General features: G+C 51.7%; 19 protein-coding genes and 1 rRNA gene. All 20 read right to left on the minus strand.

Going from position 1 to position 18,989, the window contains the following annotated elements; all coding sequences use genetic code 11:
• Positions 1-89, minus strand: a 16S ribosomal RNA gene (locus BM412_RS30405); the annotation flags it as partial.
• 316 nt (positions 90-405) lie between these two features.
• On the minus strand, positions 406-1,914 hold the full coding sequence (gene lysS, locus BM412_RS30410; RefSeq protein WP_177246165.1) for a lysine--tRNA ligase: 1,509 nt from the start codon (positions 1,912-1,914) through the stop codon (positions 406-408).
• 142 nt (positions 1,915-2,056) lie between these two features.
• On the minus strand, positions 2,057-2,533 hold the full coding sequence (gene greA, locus BM412_RS30415; protein ID WP_091225471.1) for a transcription elongation factor GreA: 477 nt from the start codon (positions 2,531-2,533) through the stop codon (positions 2,057-2,059).
• A gap of 253 nt (positions 2,534-2,786) precedes the next feature.
• A complete protein-coding gene (dusB, locus tag BM412_RS30420; protein WP_091225472.1) occupies positions 2,787-3,824 on the minus strand; it encodes a tRNA dihydrouridine synthase DusB in 1,038 nt (345 codons plus the stop codon).
• Positions 3,825-3,878: 54 nt separating this feature from the next.
• Positions 3,879-4,088, minus strand: coding sequence for a helix-turn-helix domain-containing protein (locus tag BM412_RS30425; protein ID WP_091225473.1), 210 nt, complete (start codon positions 4,086-4,088; stop codon positions 3,879-3,881).
• Entirely contained in the window at positions 4,040-4,621 is a 582-nt protein-coding gene (gene folK / locus BM412_RS30430; protein WP_091225474.1) for a 2-amino-4-hydroxy-6-hydroxymethyldihydropteridine diphosphokinase, read from the minus strand. The genes BM412_RS30425 and folK overlap by 49 nt, the downstream gene beginning before the upstream one ends.
• Positions 4,593-4,985: a dihydroneopterin aldolase gene (gene folB, locus BM412_RS30435; RefSeq protein ID WP_091225475.1), complete on the minus strand. Its 393-nt coding sequence runs from the start codon at positions 4,983-4,985 to the stop codon at positions 4,593-4,595. The genes folK and folB overlap by 29 nt, the downstream gene beginning before the upstream one ends.
• A gap of 32 nt (positions 4,986-5,017) precedes the next feature.
• The gene (gene folP, locus BM412_RS30440) at positions 5,018-5,902 is read right to left on the minus strand and encodes a dihydropteroate synthase (protein WP_091225476.1); all 885 of its coding nucleotides are present in this window, start codon (positions 5,900-5,902) and stop codon (positions 5,018-5,020) included.
• A complete protein-coding gene (locus BM412_RS30445; RefSeq protein WP_091225477.1) occupies positions 5,899-6,777 on the minus strand; it encodes an aminotransferase class IV in 879 nt (292 codons plus the stop codon). Before BM412_RS30445 ends, folP begins: the two co-directional genes overlap by 4 nt.
• On the minus strand, positions 6,774-7,355 hold the full coding sequence (pabA, locus tag BM412_RS30450; protein WP_091225478.1) for an aminodeoxychorismate/anthranilate synthase component II: 582 nt from the start codon (positions 7,353-7,355) through the stop codon (positions 6,774-6,776). The genes BM412_RS30445 and pabA overlap by 4 nt, the downstream gene beginning before the upstream one ends.
• A 19-nt stretch (positions 7,356-7,374) precedes the next feature.
• Positions 7,375-8,940, minus strand: a complete 1,566-nt coding sequence (locus tag BM412_RS30455) for an anthranilate synthase component I family protein (RefSeq protein WP_091225479.1) — start codon at positions 8,938-8,940, stop codon at positions 7,375-7,377.
• Positions 8,941-9,078: 138 nt separating this feature from the next.
• The gene (locus BM412_RS30460; RefSeq protein WP_091225480.1) at positions 9,079-10,155 is read right to left on the minus strand and encodes a Ger(x)C family spore germination protein; all 1,077 of its coding nucleotides are present in this window, start codon (positions 10,153-10,155) and stop codon (positions 9,079-9,081) included.
• 5 nt (positions 10,156-10,160) lie between these two features.
• Positions 10,161-11,273, minus strand: coding sequence for a GerAB/ArcD/ProY family transporter (locus BM412_RS30465; protein ID WP_091225481.1), 1,113 nt, complete (start codon positions 11,271-11,273; stop codon positions 10,161-10,163).
• Between the two features lie 7 nt (positions 11,274-11,280).
• The gene (locus BM412_RS30470) at positions 11,281-12,606 is read right to left on the minus strand and encodes a spore germination protein (protein WP_091225482.1); all 1,326 of its coding nucleotides are present in this window, start codon (positions 12,604-12,606) and stop codon (positions 11,281-11,283) included.
• A 123-nt stretch (positions 12,607-12,729) separates the two neighbouring features.
• Positions 12,730-13,668, minus strand: coding sequence for a cysteine synthase A (gene cysK / locus BM412_RS30475; RefSeq protein WP_091225483.1), 939 nt, complete (start codon positions 13,666-13,668; stop codon positions 12,730-12,732).
• A gap of 108 nt (positions 13,669-13,776) precedes the next feature.
• The gene (locus BM412_RS30480) at positions 13,777-14,745 is read right to left on the minus strand and encodes a peptidylprolyl isomerase (RefSeq protein ID WP_091225484.1); all 969 of its coding nucleotides are present in this window, start codon (positions 14,743-14,745) and stop codon (positions 13,777-13,779) included.
• A 17-nt stretch (positions 14,746-14,762) separates the two neighbouring features.
• Entirely contained in the window at positions 14,763-15,665 is a 903-nt protein-coding gene (hslO, locus tag BM412_RS30485; protein WP_091225485.1) for an Hsp33 family molecular chaperone HslO, read from the minus strand.
• Between the two features lie 16 nt (positions 15,666-15,681).
• Positions 15,682-16,449 carry a type III pantothenate kinase gene (locus BM412_RS30490; RefSeq protein WP_091225486.1) on the minus strand — a complete coding sequence of 256 codons (768 nt, stop codon included), beginning with the start codon at positions 16,447-16,449 and terminating at the stop codon, positions 15,682-15,684.
• A complete protein-coding gene (nadC, locus tag BM412_RS30495; RefSeq protein WP_091225487.1) occupies positions 16,446-17,345 on the minus strand; it encodes a carboxylating nicotinate-nucleotide diphosphorylase in 900 nt (299 codons plus the stop codon). The genes BM412_RS30490 and nadC overlap by 4 nt, the downstream gene beginning before the upstream one ends.
• Complete coding sequence (gene nadB, locus BM412_RS30500; protein WP_091225488.1) at positions 17,338-18,954, minus strand: L-aspartate oxidase; 1,617 nt, start codon at positions 18,952-18,954, stop codon at positions 17,338-17,340. The genes nadC and nadB overlap by 8 nt, the downstream gene beginning before the upstream one ends.
• Positions 18,955-18,989 lie beyond the last annotated feature (35 nt).

The following is an 18,989-nucleotide window of genomic DNA, read 5'->3' on the forward strand; positions in this document are numbered from 1 at the left end:
CTATCCCCGAAGGAATAACTCCGCTCGACTTGCATGTATTAGGCACGCCGCCAGCGTTCGTCCTGAGCCAGGATCAAACTCTCCATAAAAGTGGTCCGAAGACCGTTTACGAATTCGCTTGTTAGCTCATTCAAAATACTAGCTTGCAGAACGTTAATTCTGCGATTTATGACCATTTGACTGGTCGCTCATTGTTCAGTTTTCAAAGAACAAATACTTCGTTTTTGTTACTCATTCGCCCGTGTCTCAGCGGCGACTTGATTAATATATCATAGCCCATAATCACATTGCAACCCTTTTTTTAAACTTTTTTCAATTTCTTTTTGGAACGCTTATTTCCCTCTAACATCGCCATAAAGAAAACCGCCAAGGCTGCTAGCTCCTTGGCGGTTCCGTAGGTATGAATTATTCGCCTGCACGTTCACGCATAAGCGGGAACAACAGCACGTCTCTAATAGAAGGTGCATCTGTCAGCAGCATAACGAGGCGGTCAATCCCGATACCAAGACCACCGGTAGGCGGCATGCCGTATTCCAGCGCGCGGATGAAGTCCTCATCCATTTCATGCGCTTCGTCGTTGCCTTGCTCTTTCTCAAGCAGCTGCGACTCAAAGCGCTGACGTTGATCGATTGGATCATTCAACTCCGTAAAGGCATTCGCATGCTCACGAGCCACGATAAACAGTTCGAAGCGATCCGTGAAACGCGGATCGAGATCGTTCTTCTTCGCAAGCGGGGAAATCGCTACCGGATGACCGGTTACAAATGTCGGTTGAATCAACGTATGCTCACAGAACTCTTCGAAGAACGCGTTAAGGATATGACCGAATGTCATATGCGGCTCAACCTTCACATTGTGCGTTTTGGCATGTGCATGCGCTTCTTCGTCTGTCATTTGCTGTCCGAAGTCGACACCTGTCACTTCTTTGACCAAATCAACCATCGACACGCGGCGCCAAGCCGGCGTCAGATCCACCTCAGTACCTTGATACATAATCTTCGTGGTACCCAGCACTTCTTGCGCGATATGTGCAATAACCGCCTCTGTTAGAGCCATAATATCTTTATAATCGGCATAAGCCTCGTAGAGCTCGATCATTGTAAATTCAGGGTTATGGCGTGTCGAAATGCCTTCATTCCGATAAACGCGGCCGATTTCGTACACTTTCTCCATGCCGCCGACAATTAGACGCTTCAGATGAAGCTCAATTGCGATACGCATGTAAAGCTGCATGTCCAGCGCATTGTGATGAGTGATAAACGGACGAGCCGCAGCACCGCCGGCGATGGAATGCAGAGTTGGCGTTTCCACTTCCAAGTAACCCTGCGCATCCAGGTAACGACGCATGGATTGAATAATACGGGAGCGCAAGATAAACGTTTGCTGTACTTCCGGATTCACGATTAAATCGACATAACGCTGACGGTAACGCAGCTCAACGTCTTTGAGGCCGTGATATTTCTCCGGAAGAGGCAGAAGCGATTTGGACAGCACCGTAATTTCTTTTGCTTTAATAGAGGTTTCGCCTGTGTTTGTTTTGAAGACAACACCGCGAACGCCAATAATATCGCCAAGATCCAGAAGATCGAACGCTTGATACTGAGCTTCCTCGACGGTATCTTTGCGCGCGTAAATTTGGATTTTGCCGCTTAAATCTTGGATATGTGCAAAGCTCGCTTTGCCCATTCCGCGTTTCTGCATGATGCGGCCCGCAACGGTAACCTCGACAGCCTGAGCTTCGAGATCTTCCTTGCTCACCTCTTCATACGTATCTACGATGTTCTTAGCATGATGAGTCCGTTCAAATTTGCCGCCGAAAGGGTCAATGCCCAATCCGCGGAGCTCGTCCAGCTTGTCTCTGCGAATTTGCAGAAGCTCGCTTAATTCTTGTTCTTGCGTTCCTTGCTCCACCACGATTCATCTCCTTGTTGTACCAGAAAGGCAGGACGGTTCAGTCGCTGCCCTATGAGCCCGACCAGAGCAAAGCAGCAGATTCCTGCTCCACAATGATGAAAAAAGCTTCCTCAAGGAAGCTTTCTCAAAAGGCATGCCTGGTTTATTTTTTGATATCAACGATTTTATATTGAATGATGCCGGCTGGTACGCTTACTTCTACGATCGTGCCTTTGTTCTTACCAAGAATAGCTTTGCCAACCGGGCTTTCATTAGAAATTTTATTCTTAAGCGGATCCGACTCAGCCGAACCGACGATCGCATACTCCATCGTATCACCGAATTCCAAATCTTCAACCGTTACAATAGAACCAATGCTCACGGTTTCGATATTGATTTCATCGTTATTGATAATACGGGCATTGCGAAGCATTTTCTCAAGTGTGATAACCCGTCCTTCGATAAACGCCTGTTCATTCTTAGCGTCCTCATACTCCGAGTTCTCACTAATATCGCCATAGCCGATAGCCACTTTGATCCGTTCAGCAACTTCACGACGTTTGACGGACTTCAAGTTTTCCAATTCATCTTCCAACTTCTTAAGCCCGTCTTGGGTAAGGATAATCTCTTTATCACTCATGTTACAATTCTCCTGTCGTGTGGCATTTTTTCATACCGTGTATGAATCACTGTTACTTAATATATTACGCATCATGCCCTTGATGACACCGCGCAGGAATGAGAATTACCAGTCATAAACCAGGCGGACGGTTTGTTATTGGAAGATTATATTTCAAGTTCCCCTATATGTCAACGAAAGCCAATCAGCAAATGTAATCGCTTAACTCCACGAAACGCAAAGGCGCTCGCTTACGAGCTCCTTTGCGCTTGGATTAGTGATATACGGCTTCTTCCGCCGAACCGGAAGGTGTGATGGATGCCGTTGGCTCTTCGCTCAGTGCGCCTAATGACTCGACATACTGGCCCAAGATCTGCACCGTATTGTCGCGTGTCGTTTCTTCCATGATGACATCTTTAACGCGTGCCGCCCCCGGAATCCCTTTGAGATACCATGCCAAATGCTTGCGCATCTCGCGAACGGCTGTTGACTCGCCTTTCAGCTTAACAAGACGATCCATATGCAAAATGGCGACGTCCAGCTTCTCGCGCGGCGTCGGATCCGGAAGAAGCTCGCCCGACTGGAGATATTGGATCGTCCGATACAGCATCCACGGATTACCGAGTGCACCGCGGCCAATCATGACGCCATCGCAGCCGGTATGGTCAAGCATCCTGCGTGCATCCTCTGGGGAGAACACGTCACCATTACCAATAATGGGAATGGATACGGATTGCTTAACATCCTTTATAATATCCCAATTGGCCTTGCCGGTATACAATTGCTCCCTTGTACGGCCATGAACGCTGACTGCTTTGCCGCCCGCGCGCTCGACGGCTTGTGCGTTCTCAACGGCAAATACATGCTCGCTGTCCCAACCGATCCGCATTTTCACCGTTACCGGTTTATCGACAGCTTCGACAACAGCCGACACCATTTCATAGATTTTGTTGGGGTCGAGCAGCCATCTGGCACCTGCGTCGCATTTTGTGACTTTAGGCACAGGGCAGCCCATATTGATGTCGATAATATCGGCGTTCGTTTGCTTGTCGACAACTTTAGCTGCCTCCACCAGCGATTCGCGGTCACCACCAAAAATTTGCAGACTAAGCGGCTTCTCCCGTTCATCTACATACAGCATTTCCAGCGTACGCTTATTGCCGTGCAGGATGGCTTTGTCGCTGACCATTTCGGCGCAAACCAGACCGGTGCCGAATTCTTTGGCTATCAGTCGAAAAGCCGGGTTGCACACACCTGCCATCGGCGCCAGTACGACTTGGTTCTTCATCTCGATGTTTCCGATTTTAAGCATGGACGTCCAGACCCCCTTCTGAGTTAAAAACAATCATCAAACCAGCGGTAACGCTCATTTAAAATCGGCGGTCAGTTCGCTGTAGCTGATACCGAGTGTTTCCGAAATTCGCTCCAGCAGCTTAGGATCCGGCTTGCGCGTCCCACGCTCAAGCGATCCCAACACGGCAACAGAAACGCTAAGCTTGCCAGCCAGTTCCTGCTGTGTATAGCCCTTTAGCTTTCGGAATGCGCGGACGCGCCCGGCCAATTGATCGTATTCCATAGCGCGATTCCTTCCCCTCTGTCTTGTAGCGCTTGCTTTGCGATTTCTTTCACTTGTTTCTGCAAGGAATGCTCCTCTGCCAGTACATCACTAAGAGGCACCAACACAAACGCACGCTCCATCATACGAGGATGCGGCAGTGTAAGCTCCTCTTCCGCAAGCGTAACACCTTCATATAAAAGCAAATCCAAATCGATGGTCCGTGGCCCCCAGCGAATATCACGCTTTCTCCCCAGCCGCTGCTCCATCGCAAGCATCGCATGCAAGAGATCATAGGGTTCAAGCGAGGTTCGCAGAGCGGCAGCCATATTCAGAAAAGCCGGCTGATCGGTATAACCGACCGGGTCGGTTTCGTAAATTGCCGAAGCGCGAACAACGGTTATGGCCGGATGGCTGTCCAGCAAATGAAGTGCGTCCCGGAGCTGCTGCTGTCGATCGCCAACATTAGCGCCTAATGCAATATAAGCTTCAGCCTCATGGGGCTGTACGGTGAAATTCAGATCTTTATGGCCTTGCGGGCTGTTGGGTTCCATAGTCATCCCGCTTTCTGCAAAGTTCCACCGTCACGCCGTCGAAAAAGATTTCAAATGGCGGGTTCGGCTTTGTTACGGACACCGTCACTTCATTTACACTAGTATAAGCGTCGAGGACGGCTGATGCAACGTGACCCGCGAGCGCCTCGATCAGTTTAAACGGCGGTCCTTCTACAATGGACTTCACCCGTGCATGAATTTCGGCATAGTTAATCGTATGTTCAAGATCGTCGGTTATGGCAGCCTGAGATAAGTCCATCTGAAGGGACAAATCGACATAGAATTGCTGGCCGAGTCTGTTTTCCTCCGGAAAAACCCCGTGATATCCGAAGAACCGCATTCCTTTTAAGGTCATTTTGTCCATGATTCATTCCCCATTCTTCGACAATTTTCTACCTATATCGACTTCGCGCGCGGATAGACAATGGCGTCGCTCATTAATGCGGTCTGCTTATTCTCGCGAATATCGTGCACGCGGACGATCTGACAGCCCTGCATAATACCAAGCGCGGTCGTCGCCGCTGTTCCAAACGTGATTTCATTCGCATTTAATTGCAGCACATCGCGGATAAACTTCTTGCGAGAGGTGCCAAGCAGCACCGGGTAACCTTCGGCCACTACTTGATCAAGCTTACTCATAAGCGCGAGATTATCCTCGTAGGTCTTAGCAAATCCTATCCCCGGGTCGAGCCAGATCAACTCTTCCGACACGCCGGCGTTCCGCGCTATCTTAATGCTTTCGCGCAAATCAACTACGACGTCCGTGATCAAATCGGAATAATCTCTCGTGTGCCGATTATGACTGATAATGACGGGACAGCGGTGCGCCGCAGCGACTTCAGCCATTCGCGCCTCACCTTTAAGTCCCCATATATCGTTGATGATATGGGCTCCCGCCCGCAACGCCTGATCGGCTGTCTCAGCTTTATAAGTATCAATAGAAAGCGGAATGTTCGGCAGTGCTGCTCGAATCGCCTTAATGACGGGGATGACCCGCTTCAGCTCCTCCTCTACCGGCACAGGCTCGAATCCGGGTCGAGTCGATTCCCCGCCGATATCAATGATGTCGGCGCCATCTGCAACCATTTGCTCGGCATGACGAACAGCTGCCTCTACTTCGTTGTAGCGTCCCCCATCAGAGAAGGAATCCGGAGTCATATTCAAAATACCCATAATGAGCGTTCGTGTACCAAGTGTAAGTTTCACGCTTCCGCCTGCAAAATCATAGCTCCGCCGGAAAGGCCACTGTTTCACGGTGTCTTCTGTTATACATGCTTTCATGACTTCGTATCCTCCCGATAGGCAGCCAGCAGCTTTAAAGCCATGGAGCCGGCTTGTCCACTCCCGACCTCGGTGCGGCGGCCTTCTTCATCTCTTAAGGCAGACACAGGTACAAGCTCTTGAATCGAGTTCGTTACCCATACTTCTTCCGCCTCCAACAGCTCTGTCCACGTATAAAATCCTTCTTCCACGGCTAGTCCCGCTTCCCGAGCCAGCTCGATCACGCGCTGCCGCGTAATGCCGGGCAATATTCCTGTCTCGATCGCAGGCGTGAATACCTGACCTGCGCGGGCGAAGAACAGATTGCTGACAATGCCTTCGGAAAGCCAGCCTTCCCGCGTCAGCATAAGCCCCTCTGCTCCCGGAGCAATGCCGGCAGTCGCCGCCAATTCCCGCTTTGCAATTATATTATTCATATAATGCAGCGATTTCAAACGCACTTCGCCTTCCGGGGTATTCCTCCGAGTCCGCAGCAGCGCGAGCTCGCGGCCATTCCGGTAAAGCGCTTCGTTAGGAGCAGGCAGTGCTTTCACGAGCAGCAGCACATTGGGCTCTTCATAGTCGCCGGTCGGCAGTCCGAGCACACCTTCGCCTGCGGTAACCGTCAGTCGAACATACGCTTCTTCCAGCTCGTTAGCGGCCATCAGCTTGCGAAGCCAGTTCGTCAATTCGCTTTGATCCGGCTTGTACTTAATGCCGATTGATTCACATCCGGCCGACAATCGTGCCAAGTGCCGTTCCGGCAAATACGGCTTACCGCCGCCATAGGTGCGAAAGGTCTCGAAGAGACCCATTCCATATAAAAAACCGTGATCGTATACCGAGATCACGGCCTCTTCCTGTAGCTTGATGCTGCCATTCCATCCAATCTTCATCGTACCGCGCCTGCCCGCATGTTCAGGAAATTACGAAGCAGCTTCAGTCCGTTCTCGGTGATGATCGACTCCGGATGGAATTGAACGCCTTCGATGAGATACTCTTTGTGGCGCAGTCCCATGATCTCGCCCTCTTCCGTCTCCGCGCTGATTTCCAGGCAATCCGGAAGCGTCTCTTTCTTTACGATCAAGGAATGATAACGCGTCGCCGTATACGGGGAAGGAATACCTTCGAATATCGTGCGGCCGTCATGATGGATCTGCGAGGTTTTGCCATGCATCAGCTTCTCCGCACGAACAACGTCTCCTCCGAATGCTTGTCCGATCGCTTGATGGCCAAGACATACGCCGAAGATCGGAATGATTCCCTTGAAACGCTCAATAAGCGCAAGGCTGATTCCAGCTTCGTTCGGACTGCATGGTCCCGGCGAAATCAGAATATGATCCGGTGCAAGGGCCGCAATGTCCTCCAGCCCGATCTCATCATTGCGTTTCACGGCGATTTCCTCGCCCAGCTCTCCCAAGTACTGAACCAAATTGTACGTAAATGAGTCGTAGTTATCGATGACCAATATCATTTGCGTTTCCCCCTTTGGATTACAGCCGCGCGCGGCTTGCTTCTGCCCATTGCTCGCTGTACTCGATCGCCTTCCACAGTGCTTTGGCCTTGCTCAGTGATTCGCGGTATTCACGCTCCGGATCGGAATCGATGACGATCCCCGCTCCGGCTTGAATGTGGACGACCTCATCCTTCACCGACATCGTTCTTATAATAATATTAAATTCCATATCTCCGTTGTAGTCAATCCATCCGAGCGATCCGGTGTACGGTCCCCTCCGCGTTGGCTCCAGCTCCTCGATGATTTCCATCGTGCGGATCTTAGGCGCACCAGTGATCGTACCGCCGGGGAAGGTTGCTCCAATGACATCGTAAGCATCCTTGCCTGCGGCAATGCGGCCTTCAACTTGGGAGACCAAATGCATGACGTGACTGTAATATTCGATCACCATGAGCTCCGCTACATGAACCGAGCCATAGGCCGATATACGGCCGAGATCATTGCGCTCCAGATCGACGAGCATGATATGCTCTGCCCGTTCTTTCTCGTTGCTCCGAAGCTCCTCGGCCATTAGGCGGTCTTCTTCTTCTGTATGCCCGCGGCGGCGTGTACCCGCAATGGGACGCGTAGCCAGCTTGCCATCCGAGAGTTCCACCAGCAGCTCCGGCGAAGCCGATACAAGCTGAAAATCCGGACAATTCAGAAAGCCCATATACGGCGAAGGGTTGAATAATCTCAGCCATTCGTAGAGCTCCTCCGGACTCGATTGAATCGTACGGCTTTGACGCTGGGAGAGATTAACCTGAAAGACATCCCCTGCCGCGATGTAGCTTCGAATCCGCTCCACGGCCGATTTGAAGGCTTCCTTGGCAAAAGGGGACGTGATCCCCTCAACCGAATCCAAGTCAATTTGAAGGGAACCGTCCTCCATAAAGCGAGTGCGTGCTGCCCGGAGTGCTTCTGCCGCCGCAGCAGCTTCTCCCGCTGTGAAAGCGGACCACTGTTCCGCCATATGGTCTGCACGATCGGAGGCTGTTCCATACAAGTCTTCAAGTTGTTGCATGGATTCCTGCCCGGTAAGGGCAGTATGTACCGCGCAGTAAACCTGCTCCTCTTGATGATCCACGATCCACAGCTCGTCCATCCGCATAAACAAGTAATCAGGCAGTCCCAGGTCATCAGCTGCCTGTACGGGAATGCGCTCGATGGAGCGAATGACATCATAGCTCCAGAAGCCTGCACAGCCTCCCGTCCACTTTGGCGCTCCCGGAATCCGCGGCGCCTTGCGGCCGCCCATCCAGCTGCGCACCGCTTCGAGCGGTTTCTCCGGATACGCCGTTACGCGACCATCGCTAAACTCGACCGCTTCCGCTTCATTCCCTTTTCCCCGAATGACGGATGCGGGGTTAAGGCCGAGATAGGTATAACGGCCATCCTTGCCGCTCTCCAGCACGAATGAATGCGGCGAAGCCGCTCTCCAAGCCCCTTCCCAAGAGGCCGGGCGCCCCTCACCGCCGGCAAGCGGGCGTTTCGTAAGCAACGGCAGCGAAGTATAGCCCTCTCGCTGCCAGATCAACCAATCCTTAAAGGCTGTACGTTCCATTATCGCAGCCCCTCACTTCCTATCCGATCGAAAGAGCCATTCGCAGCCATTGCGCGCTCTCTTTGTTTGCAAGCTAGTATACCGAAATTGTGGGAAAAAGAAAAGGAGGTTCGTGATCCATTTGGCTTAGTGCCGACGCTATCTGCGTTCCGAATCGAAATTCACCTTCACTGTTGTCTGAACCTTCAGCAGTGGATACATCTTATCCCATGCATCTGCTTTCCAATGCCGATCCTGGGATCGTGCGATAGCCCCCAATCCGATCGGATCGATATTACTTTGCTGCAGTTGTCCGATTAGCTTGCTGATCTGCTGCTCGATCGCCTGTTCAGCCTTCTTTTTCATTTGCTCGGTTTCACTCGGTAAAGCCTTATCCAGCGGGCTTGTGTTGATCGGAAGAAGCGTTGCGTGAATCTTGATTCGTATCTTCATTGATTTACTGGATGCCGCCCAAACATACTTGGCACGAGAATGCTCGATTTGCATGCGAAGCGACTTCTCTTGTTGATCCGTGTCATAGTAGCCATTGATCACCGAATGCTGCAGCAAGGAGAACAGCAGCATATTACGGTATCCCTTTAAGGAAAGGACGAACCGATCGTCTTTAAACAAGGCAATCCCGACCAACTGGGCATGTGAACTTCCATCCTTGCGTATAAGAGGGAGATACGGATCTTGACCTTTGCTAGCATGCTGCCGGACGAAGGTCAACAAATTGGTTGGCGGAATGACGCCTTGGTTCTCGTTCTTAGATAAGAGATTGTTAATGCTTGTGCCAGGGTCGACTTCCTTCAATGGCATTTCAAGAAGGCTTGAAGGCGACGTCTCCGTCACGGTCAGCGACATATTTCCCGGCAAATTCAGCCTACTTGCGTAGTAAGTTATTAAGCGGCCGAAAACCCCTTGTTTCGCGAGTCCTTGATCAATAAGCAGCACCTGCGTCTTCTCATCGACAAACTTGCCTCCGGTCTTGAGGGCGGCCAGATTTCGTGTCTCAATGGTAGAATTTCCTTGCGTACGGACAATCCGGCTCTCCACCTCTTCTTTCTTATAGAGCGGTATCAAATAAGTGGCAGAGATTTGATCCTTTGCTTCGTCATTCGCTTCATAACCAATAGCGTAAACAATGCTTAATTTTTCGAGCAAATCGCCATGGCACCCGGGAAGCAGCAGAATCATCACCAGCGTCATACCGATCAGTCCTTTGCGCGGCATGGTCACTAGCCCCCCTCTTTAACTGACATTGCTTTGCCGGATGCATTGTCTTTTCGGCTGAGCAGCCCATATAAAGGGATATAAGCCCCCACCATAACCAGCGTTAAGAGCGGCTGCCAATTCTGAATGAGTTGCGTACACCTCAAAAACCAGAGGGCCATCGCCGTTGCAAGAAAAAGCAGCGTGCATAAGCACAGATGAACCATTTCCGGCCATTTGCACAGCACTGTCTTCCGCAGCAACGATGAAACGATCCAGAGCAGCAGCGACAGAATGGGGAGCAGACGAAACAGCTGGAAGCTCACTCCCGCTTGATCGATGCTCTCGAAGAACGGAAAGGACATGACTTTATACAGATCAACGGTCGTTACGAAGTTCGCAGACACAATTTCAATGCCAAACACACCAAGCAACAACCACAATGCCATGAGCGTGAACGCACTATGCACGCCAATTGACGCCCATAAAGCGTAACGGATCGCGGAAGCCTTGAGGCCGTTCGTATAGAACTTGAGAAACACCAGCAGCTCGATCCCGCTAAACAAAGCTGTTCCGCTTCCGGCTGCCCCTCCCAGCCTCTGCGGTTGTCCGCTCCAAAGAGGCATAATAGAACGCGTTTCAAAATAAGGAAGCGACCCCAGTATGATCAGCACATATTCCAGCACGCGCACACAAAGAGCAACGAAGAAGAGCCCCGCAAAGACGCGGATGCCGCCTTTAGCCGCCACAATCGCACAGATCATGAAGAGCACGATCACCCAGTAAGACTGGAAGTTAGGCGTCTGATAGTCGTCCAGAAGGAAAACCATCTGATTCAGCATGATGCCTCCAACCAGAAGCAATGCCGCAAAAAACAGCATCAGCAGCACTATGCCCGCCGGTTTGCCAAACGCAGCGAGATGGCTCGCAACGAAATCTTTGTTATTACTCCCCGTCATCGCCTGTCCTAAAGGCGTGCATAAAATGCCGATGACGATAGCGATCGCAAGCATATACATGAAGCTCGAAGTGCCTACAAAACCGGAGATTTTGCAGGTTACGATATAATAATTTGCGGCTCCCTGAATCCCGCAAGCTATATAGAAGAACTGCCACGCCGTAATGCGGTCCTGTCCCATTCTCCGTTCACCCCTTCCCCTTTATATAACGGGATAGCGGATGAATACCGAAAAGCGCCAAAGGCTTGTCCAGCGAACGAACGGCGAACAATCGGGACAGCAGCAGAAACCAGAACATGCAAATGCCCGGAAGTCCCAGCATAACCGCCAGCATCAAGGACGGTACTTTAAGAAAAAACAGCATGCCGCGCAGCTGAACCGTTGCCGAGGCCAGTGTCAGCAAGGATGAAATGGACACCAGGACAAGCATAACGTTGCTCACAATGCCCGCTTCCACCGCTGCGGTTCCAAGTACAATGCCCGCAACAATCCCTGCGCTTTGCGAAAGCTTGTTAGGAAGACGCGTAACGGCCTCCAGTTGAATGAGGACAAGGATTTCCATAAATAACGCTTCTACGAACGGGGAAAACGGCACACGGTAACGCGAAACTAACAAGGTTTCAATGATCTTACTCGGAAACATCTGAAAGTTATAGGTGGATACCGCTACATAGAGCGGCGTCAGCATTAAGGCCATAATAAAGCATGCCACTCGGAGAATTCGAATGAGCATTACGTAATAGCGAGGTGAGAACAAATCGGAAGCGGTCGTAAACGAATCCTCGAACGAGGTCGGTGCAATCAATGCTTTACGCGAGCCCTCCATAAGCATAATGACTTTCCCGGACTCCAGCGCATGTACCGCACGCAAAGGCAGCTCTGCAAAATCATACGGCGAGAAGAAGGTACGCGTGCCGTTTGGAAGCAGCATGGCAAAACTAGATATATCGAGCAACGCTATCGCGTGATCGATCGATGCTTGTTCGACTTGGTAGGTTAAACGATCGGCTTCCATCACATTGTCAGCCATATTGAGAATGGCGACCGGAAGCTTGCCGGAGCCGAGAACAAGATTGCGAATATGGAGCTGCTCGGACATTAGACGCCTGCGAATCATGTTTACATTCGACTCCAGTGATTCCGTGAAGGCTTCCATCGGCCCGGATTCCGCAAACTCTTCCAAGGGAGCCTCGATGCCCCGATAATTGTTCTTCTTGCTTGGGAGGTATAAGACATCGGGGTGGGCAACACCTGCCGTCTCAATCGTTACACTGATATAACCTTGCAGCAGATAATGGTGCTTATCTGTATAGGTCTTGATTTCAATATTGGCAATCGGCAAGATCCGTTTCATCTCTTCGCTGGAATGGGGCTTATGCAGTTGGAGCATCGGCAAGAAGCGTTCCTGCATGACTTGCTGGTCTACCATCGAGGACAACCATTCAATGCGGTAGGTTCTCTCTTGGAGTGCAAGGTGATAAGTATTCCAATCATCGGTCTTAGGGGTCGTCATTGCTGCAACACCTCTCTTCAGCCAAGGGTTTTCTTATATTTTCCTTGGAAGGGGTGTTTTATCAATAAAAAAGGGTCCCCTTGGAAAGGGAACCCTCTTGTTATTAGTAAGCTTACAATACTATTAGTTCTCGAAGTTGAACAGCGGCGTGGACAGGTAACGTTCGCCGTTAGAAGGAACAATCGCAACGACGCGTTTGCCTTTACCGAGCTCTTTGGCTACCTTCAGCGCTGCGAAGATCGCTGCACCGGAGGAAATACCGCAAAGAATACCTTCTTCTTTCGCTGCACGGCGAGCTGTTTCGAAAGCTTCGTCATTCTCAATCGTGATAACTTGGTCGTAAATCTCGCGATTCAAAATTTCAGGGATGAAGTTAGCGCCGATCCCTTGAATTTTGTGGCCGCCGGGGTTACCACCGGAGAGCAGCGGAGAAGCAGCCGGCTCGACAGCGACTACTTTGATGCCCGGGAAGTTCTTCTTCAGGACTTCACCTGCACCGGAAATCGTGCCGCCTGTACCGATACCCGCAACGAATGCATCCAGCTTGCCGTCAAGCGAGTTGATCGCTTCAACGATCTCCGGACCAGTTGTTTCGCGGTGTACTTTCACGTTCGCTTGGTTCTTGAATTGTTGCGGAATGAAGTAAGAAGGATTCTCGGCTTGAAGTTCTTCTGCACGGCGAACCGCTCCGTTCATGCCTTCCGCTCCCGGTGTAAGCACCAGCTCAGCACCGTATGCGCGAAGCAGGTTACGACGCTCAACGCTCATTGTTTCAGGCATAACGAGAATTGCTTTATAGCCTTTAGCGGCAGCTACCATTGCCAGGCCGATCCCTGTGTTACCGCTAGTTGGTTCTACGATTGTATCACCCGGTTTAAGGACACCTTGCTGTTCAGCTACTTCAATCATGCTGATTGCAATACGGTCCTTAACGCTTGCGCCCGGATTCTGGTACTCAAGCTTCACGTAAATTTCTGCGCTGTCCTCCGGTACCAAACGGTTCAAGCGAACAAGCGGTGTATCCCCAATGAGTTCGGTCACGCTTTGTACAATTCTAGCCATGAATAGTGCTCCTCCTTATTCCGACTAAATCAGTTGGTTTTACTTACATATTATCAATGAAACCCAGTAGTTGTCAATAGTCAGTTTTCGAACAAAAGGCCTACAGCGCTACCCTTCGGACGGCTTAAGCAGCACTTCCGCGTTATATTTCTGCAGCAGCGAATTCTCCACTTCACGAAGCCCGTTCAGCTTGGATAAAGCCAGCTCTCGCTTCACTTGATCCCGTACACGGCTCTCGCTTGGCACGTCTTCCGTATGCGTTTCGAGCAGCTGAATGATGGCTTGACCTTGCTCCACTTCGATTGGTCCGGTAACCTCGCCGACCGACAGCTGATTGGCCGCCTCCAGAATGGCATCATCCGTAAACGGATCATCGGTTTCAATAAATCCTAAATCCCCGCCGCCATCTGCAGTATTGGTATCGATCGAGTAGTTTTTGGCCATTAAGGCAAAATCTTCTCCCGACTCCAGCTGCTGAAGCAGGTCATCGGCATCCTTCTCCGTCGCAAGCACAATCCAAGCCAGATGCAGCTGCTTCCGCGGGGCGAACTGCTCCTTGTTGTCTGCTATGTAAGCATCAATCTCCGACTCGGTCACCTCTACCGAACGAACGGCGATTTTCTCAAGCAGCAGCCGGTATTCGGTATCTTCCCGAATCCCCTCAGGCGTTAAGCCAAGCTGCTCTTTCATCGTTGCATAATATTGTTCCTTACTCTCATAGCCCGTCATCATGGCTTCGAGCTCATCGTTCATCTCCGTGTCCGAGATGCTTAGGCCGTAGGCTTCCGCCTCCTGCCGGGTAGCGGCACGGACCATCAATGTACGCAGCAGCTGATCACCGTACTGCAGTTGCAGCTCATCGCTGAGCTGCTTGGCAGTAATCTGCTCATGGCCAACCTTAGCGGCAAGCGGCTCCTCCGCCGGCGCGGGGCCTTCTTGGTCTTGCGAATTATCGACCGCCGCTTGCGGATCAGCCTTGGGCGGGAGCAGTACCCGGAACACCACCACGAGAGCTAAAATAATCATACAGATCGCCTGAATCAGCACAATGCTCTTCAGCATCCGGTCGTTCTTCATTATCGCTTGGCCTCCGATTATTGAATCGGTTTCGGCTTAGCCTGATCGAGCAGCATTTCAAGCTGCTGGCGGTCAAATGCGTAGCTCTCGTTGCAGAAATGGCACACGACTTCAGCTTGTCCGTCTTCATCAATTAACTGTTTCAACTCATGCTCACCCATGCTGATGAGCGTACGTTCTACACGTTCCATGGAGCATTGGCATTGAAAGACGACGTCCACATTGTCCATCAGCTGGATTTGGTCGCCAACGACAAAGCCCAGCAGACTTTCCGGCGTTTCACCTTGTTCAAACAGAGAGGAAATCGGCGGCAGCGCTGCAATCGCCTGTTCCAGCTTCGTGAGGTTCTCTTCCGTGATACCCGGTAACACCTGTACGATGAAACCTCCGGCGTTCATGACCGTGCCATATTCATCAACAAGCACGCTAAGACCGACAACAGACGGCGTTTGCTCGGAAGTCGCGAAGTAGTACGTGAAATCCTCAGCGAGCTCGCCTGATACGATCGGAATGCTGCCGCGGTAAGGCTCCTTCAGCCCCAGATCCTTGATAATGTGGATGTAACCCGTACGGCCGACAGCGCCCGCCACATCAAGCTTCCCAAGCGCGTTGCTTGGCAGCTGCACATCCGGGTTATCGACATAACCGCGTACTTCCCCATTGGCATTGGCATCGACAACGATTTGGCCGACAGGACCATCGCCTTTGACTTGAATCGTCAGCTTCTCATTGCCCTTCAGCATCGCGCCCATCATCGCACCTGCCGTAGCCGTGCGTCCAAGCGCTGCCGTTGTGGTCGGCATCGTATTATGCCGCTTACGCAGCTCTTCTACCAGACCGGTTGTCTTGACGGCAAATACGCGAAGCTGTCCGTGCCATGCTGTACCGCGTACCAGATAATCTTTATGTTCTTCAGTCATGTCTAGGATACCTCGTTTATTCTTGGTTTCGTTCGTAAATAATGCGTAAACCTTCAAGGGTCAACAGCGGGTCTACTTCTTCAATGGTTTCCGATTCGGCGGCAATTAAGTCGGCCAGCCCGCCTGTTGCAATAACACGCGGCGTTACGCTGAACTCTTTGCGGATCCGATTCACGATTCCGTCCACTTGACCGGCATAGCCGAAAATAATACCGGCTTGCATCGAGGTAACCGGATTGCGTCCGATAACGCTCTTCGGTTTCACCAGCTCAATACGAGGCAGCTTAGCGGCACGCTGGTACAGCGCTTCGGTTGAAATGCCGATTCCCGGTACAATCGCACCGCCCAGATAATTGTTGCCTGCGTCAATATAATCAAAAGTCGTAGCGGTGCCGAAATCGACAACGATCAGCGGCGCGCCATATTTCTCGATGCCTGCAATGGAGTTAACGATGCGATCCGCGCCAACCTCGCGCGGATTCTCGTAACGAATGTTAAGTCCGGTCTTGATGCCCGGCCCGACAATCAGTGGAGATTGGCGCAGGTATTTCTGACAAAGCTGTTCCAACGTACGCATAAGCGGCGGCACAACAGAAGAGATGATAACGCCCTCGATCTGATCCAGCTTTACCCCCGCGATTTGAAACAAATTGTGAATCATAATGCCGTATTCATCCACCGTTGCCGAACGATTCGTGCTTAGGCGCCAGTGGTAAAGCAGCTTGCGAGCTTGGTAGATGCCCAGCACAATGTTCGTATTGCCTACGTCCACAACGACGATCATGCTGCTGGGCCTCCTTTCTTCCCATTCAAATCCAGACTAATGTCGAGGGATTGGAACGAATACGTCAGCCCGCCAACGGAAATGACATCGACCCCTGTCTCCGCAATGCTGCGAATGGTAGTCAAATTCACGCCGCCGGACGCCTCAACAATGACATGCGGCGAGCTTGCCTTGATGCGCGCCACAGCTTCACGCATGAGGTCATTGGTCATGTTGTCGAGCATGATAATATCGCTGCCGCACGCGAGCGCTTCCTCCACTTGGGCAAGCGACTCCGTCTCCACTTCGATTTTCATTGTATGGGGAATCGCATGGCGAGCGGCCTGAACAGCGCCGGTAATCCCGCCTGAGCCTTTGATGTGATTATCTTTGATCATAACCGCGTCGTATAACCCGAAACGATGGTTGAATCCGCCGCCCACCCGCACGGCATACTTCTCAAGCAGCCGATGCCCCGGCGTGGTCTTGCGCGTATCGACCAGACGTGCAGGAAGCCCTTCAATGGCTTGGACAAAAGCGCGGGTCTTGGTCGCAATGCCGGACAACCGCTGCATCAAATTCAGCGCTAAGCGCTCGCCTGTGAGAATGCTGTGCGTACTGCCTTCGACTTCAGCCAGTATCGTGCCTTTCGTCACAGCATCGCCGTCCGCTGCCAATGGACGGAATTCCAGTGTGGGGTCGACTACCTCGAAAACAAGGCGAGCAATCGGCACACCTGCCAGTATGCCATCCTCCTTCACATGAATGACGGCCATCGAACGCGTTCCCGCAGGGATCGTCGCCCAGCTGGTAATATCGCCAGAACCGATATCCTCAGCAAGCCACGCCCTTATTTGGGCCCGCAGCGTATCAGCCGCACTGTTCCCGAACGCCGCTGCAAATTGTGCTTCATACATCTTCAATTCGCTCCTCTGTTATCCCGTTCTCCCGGTGGAGGACGGTATGCTTGCGCCAGAGCTGATCATTTCGCTCCGGAAAATCTTCCCGACTATGCGCGCCGCGGCTTTCTTCCCGTGCCAGGGCAGACTCTGCCGTTAGCATTGCACAGGTCAGCAGATTCGCAAACTCATATTCTTCTCGCTTCGTAATGACGGATTGGAAAATCGAACGCAGCTTCTTGAGCTCTTCAAGCCCTCTGTTCAGCCCGTTAGCATCACGATTGAGCCCGACATAACGCACCATCGTCTTCTGCAGCTTCAAACGCTTCTCGACCACCGCCTGAATCGGTGCTTCGCTCCGCTTCAGAGAATTCAAGTGAACATCTGTATGCCCTTCAAGCGGATGCAACGCGTTAATACGCTCCACAATCCGCCGTCCGAACACAATCGCTTCGGATAACGAATTGCTCGCCAATCGATTCGCTCCATGAACCCCGGTCGATGAGCATTCGCCGCAAGCGAACAAGCGATGCAAATTGGTCTCGCCGTTCAAGTCGGTTTTTACGCCGCCCATCATATAATGCGCCGCAGGCGCTACGGGAATCCAATCCGACGTCAAATCAAGTCCGAAATTCAAACAGAATTCATAAATGTTCGGGAACCGGTGCCTCACCATATCCGCGGATTCATGCGTCACGTCAATATATACGAAGGTGGATTTGGTCGCTTCCATCTCGCTTACGATCGCCCGCGCCACGACATCCCGAGGAGCCAGCTCAAGCTGCTCATGGTATTTCTCCATAAACCGCTCACCGCGAATGTTACGCAGTACCGCCCCTTCGCCGCGCACTGCTTCCGATATCAGAAACCTAGGCGCGCCCGGGTAACAAAGCGATGTCGGATGAAATTGAATAAACTCCACGTCTTGTATGTAAGCACCTGCACGATAAGCCATTGCAATGCCGTCTCCGGTAGCCACTTCTGGATTGGTCGTATAACGATACAGCTGCCCTGCTCCGCCGGAGCAAAGAATCGTTGCTTTGCCGCGCACGAACAGTCGCTGCCCATCCGGCTTCTGCACCAACGCGCCTACGCAAACACCGTCATCGGTAATCAGATCAATGACAAAATGGTCATCCCAAACCTCAATGCGCGGATTCGCAATCGCTTTCTCCGACAAGGCACGCACGATTTCGAAACCGGTCGCATCCCCGTTGGCATGCAAAATACGACGCTGACTGTGCGCACCTTCCTTGGTGAGCGCAAACTCGCCGTTCTCTTGGTCAAACTGCGTACCCATCCGGACCAAGTCCTCTACGCCTTTCGTACCTTCATGCACGAGCACATCGACAGCTTCATGCGAACAAAGCCCGGCTCCGGCAATAAGCGTATCCTGACGGTGATAAGCCGGGGAGTCGTCCTCGGAAATAACGGCTGCGATGCCGCCCTGGGCATAACGCGTATTGCTGTCCATCAGCGACTTCTTCGTAATCATGAGCACATCATTCGTTTCACTGGCTTTAATTGCGGTAAAAAGACCGGCAATGCCGGCCCCGATAACAATGACATCTTTATGAATGACTGGAAGCCCTTCGAGTTCAACATCTACGAGATAACGTGGAATCATAAGTGCAACTTTCCTTTCTCATGGAAAGAGAGTAG

The organism is Paenibacillus sp. BC26 (assembly GCF_900116125.1).
Taxonomy (GTDB): domain Bacteria; phylum Bacillota; class Bacilli; order Paenibacillales; family Paenibacillaceae; genus Paenibacillus_Z; species Paenibacillus_Z lignilyticus.

Excerpts from the sequence above, each read along its gene's own strand:
- greA (WP_091225471.1), bottom strand. The coding sequence starts at position 2,533 with ATGAGTGATAAAGAGATTATCCTTACCCAAGACGGGCTTAAGAAGTTG.
- dusB (WP_091225472.1), bottom strand. The coding sequence starts at position 3,824 with ATGCTTAAAATCGGAAACATCGAGATGAAGAACCAAGTCGTACTGGCG.
- BM412_RS30425 (WP_091225473.1), bottom strand. The coding sequence starts at position 4,088 with ATGGAATACGATCAATTGGCCGGGCGCGTCCGCGCATTCCGAAAGCTA.
- folK (WP_091225474.1), bottom strand. The coding sequence starts at position 4,621 with ATGGAACCCAACAGCCCGCAAGGCCATAAAGATCTGAATTTCACCGTA.
- folB (WP_091225475.1), bottom strand. The coding sequence starts at position 4,985 with ATGGACAAAATGACCTTAAAAGGAATGCGGTTCTTCGGATATCACGGG.
- folP (WP_091225476.1), bottom strand. The coding sequence starts at position 5,902 with ATGAAAGCATGTATAACAGAAGACACCGTGAAACAGTGGCCTTTCCGG.
- BM412_RS30445 (WP_091225477.1), bottom strand. The coding sequence starts at position 6,777 with ATGAAGATTGGATGGAATGGCAGCATCAAGCTACAGGAAGAGGCCGTG.
- pabA (WP_091225478.1), bottom strand. The coding sequence starts at position 7,355 with ATGATATTGGTCATCGATAACTACGACTCATTTACGTACAATTTGGTT.
- BM412_RS30455 (WP_091225479.1), bottom strand. The coding sequence starts at position 8,940 with ATGGAACGTACAGCCTTTAAGGATTGGTTGATCTGGCAGCGAGAGGGC.
- BM412_RS30460 (WP_091225480.1), bottom strand. The coding sequence starts at position 10,155 with ATGCCGCGCAAAGGACTGATCGGTATGACGCTGGTGATGATTCTGCTG.
- BM412_RS30465 (WP_091225481.1), bottom strand. The coding sequence starts at position 11,273 with ATGGGACAGGACCGCATTACGGCGTGGCAGTTCTTCTATATAGCTTGC.
- BM412_RS30470 (WP_091225482.1), bottom strand. The coding sequence starts at position 12,606 with ATGACGACCCCTAAGACCGATGATTGGAATACTTATCACCTTGCACTC.
- cysK (WP_091225483.1), bottom strand. The coding sequence starts at position 13,668 with ATGGCTAGAATTGTACAAAGCGTGACCGAACTCATTGGGGATACACCG.
- BM412_RS30480 (WP_091225484.1), bottom strand. The coding sequence starts at position 14,745 with ATGAAGAACGACCGGATGCTGAAGAGCATTGTGCTGATTCAGGCGATC.
- hslO (WP_091225485.1), bottom strand. The coding sequence starts at position 15,665 with ATGACTGAAGAACATAAAGATTATCTGGTACGCGGTACAGCATGGCAC.
- BM412_RS30490 (WP_091225486.1), bottom strand. The coding sequence starts at position 16,449 with ATGATCGTCGTTGTGGACGTAGGCAATACGAACATTGTGCTGGGCATC.
- nadC (WP_091225487.1), bottom strand. The coding sequence starts at position 17,345 with ATGTATGAAGCACAATTTGCAGCGGCGTTCGGGAACAGTGCGGCTGAT.
- nadB (WP_091225488.1), bottom strand. The coding sequence starts at position 18,954 with ATGATTCCACGTTATCTCGTAGATGTTGAACTCGAAGGGCTTCCAGTC.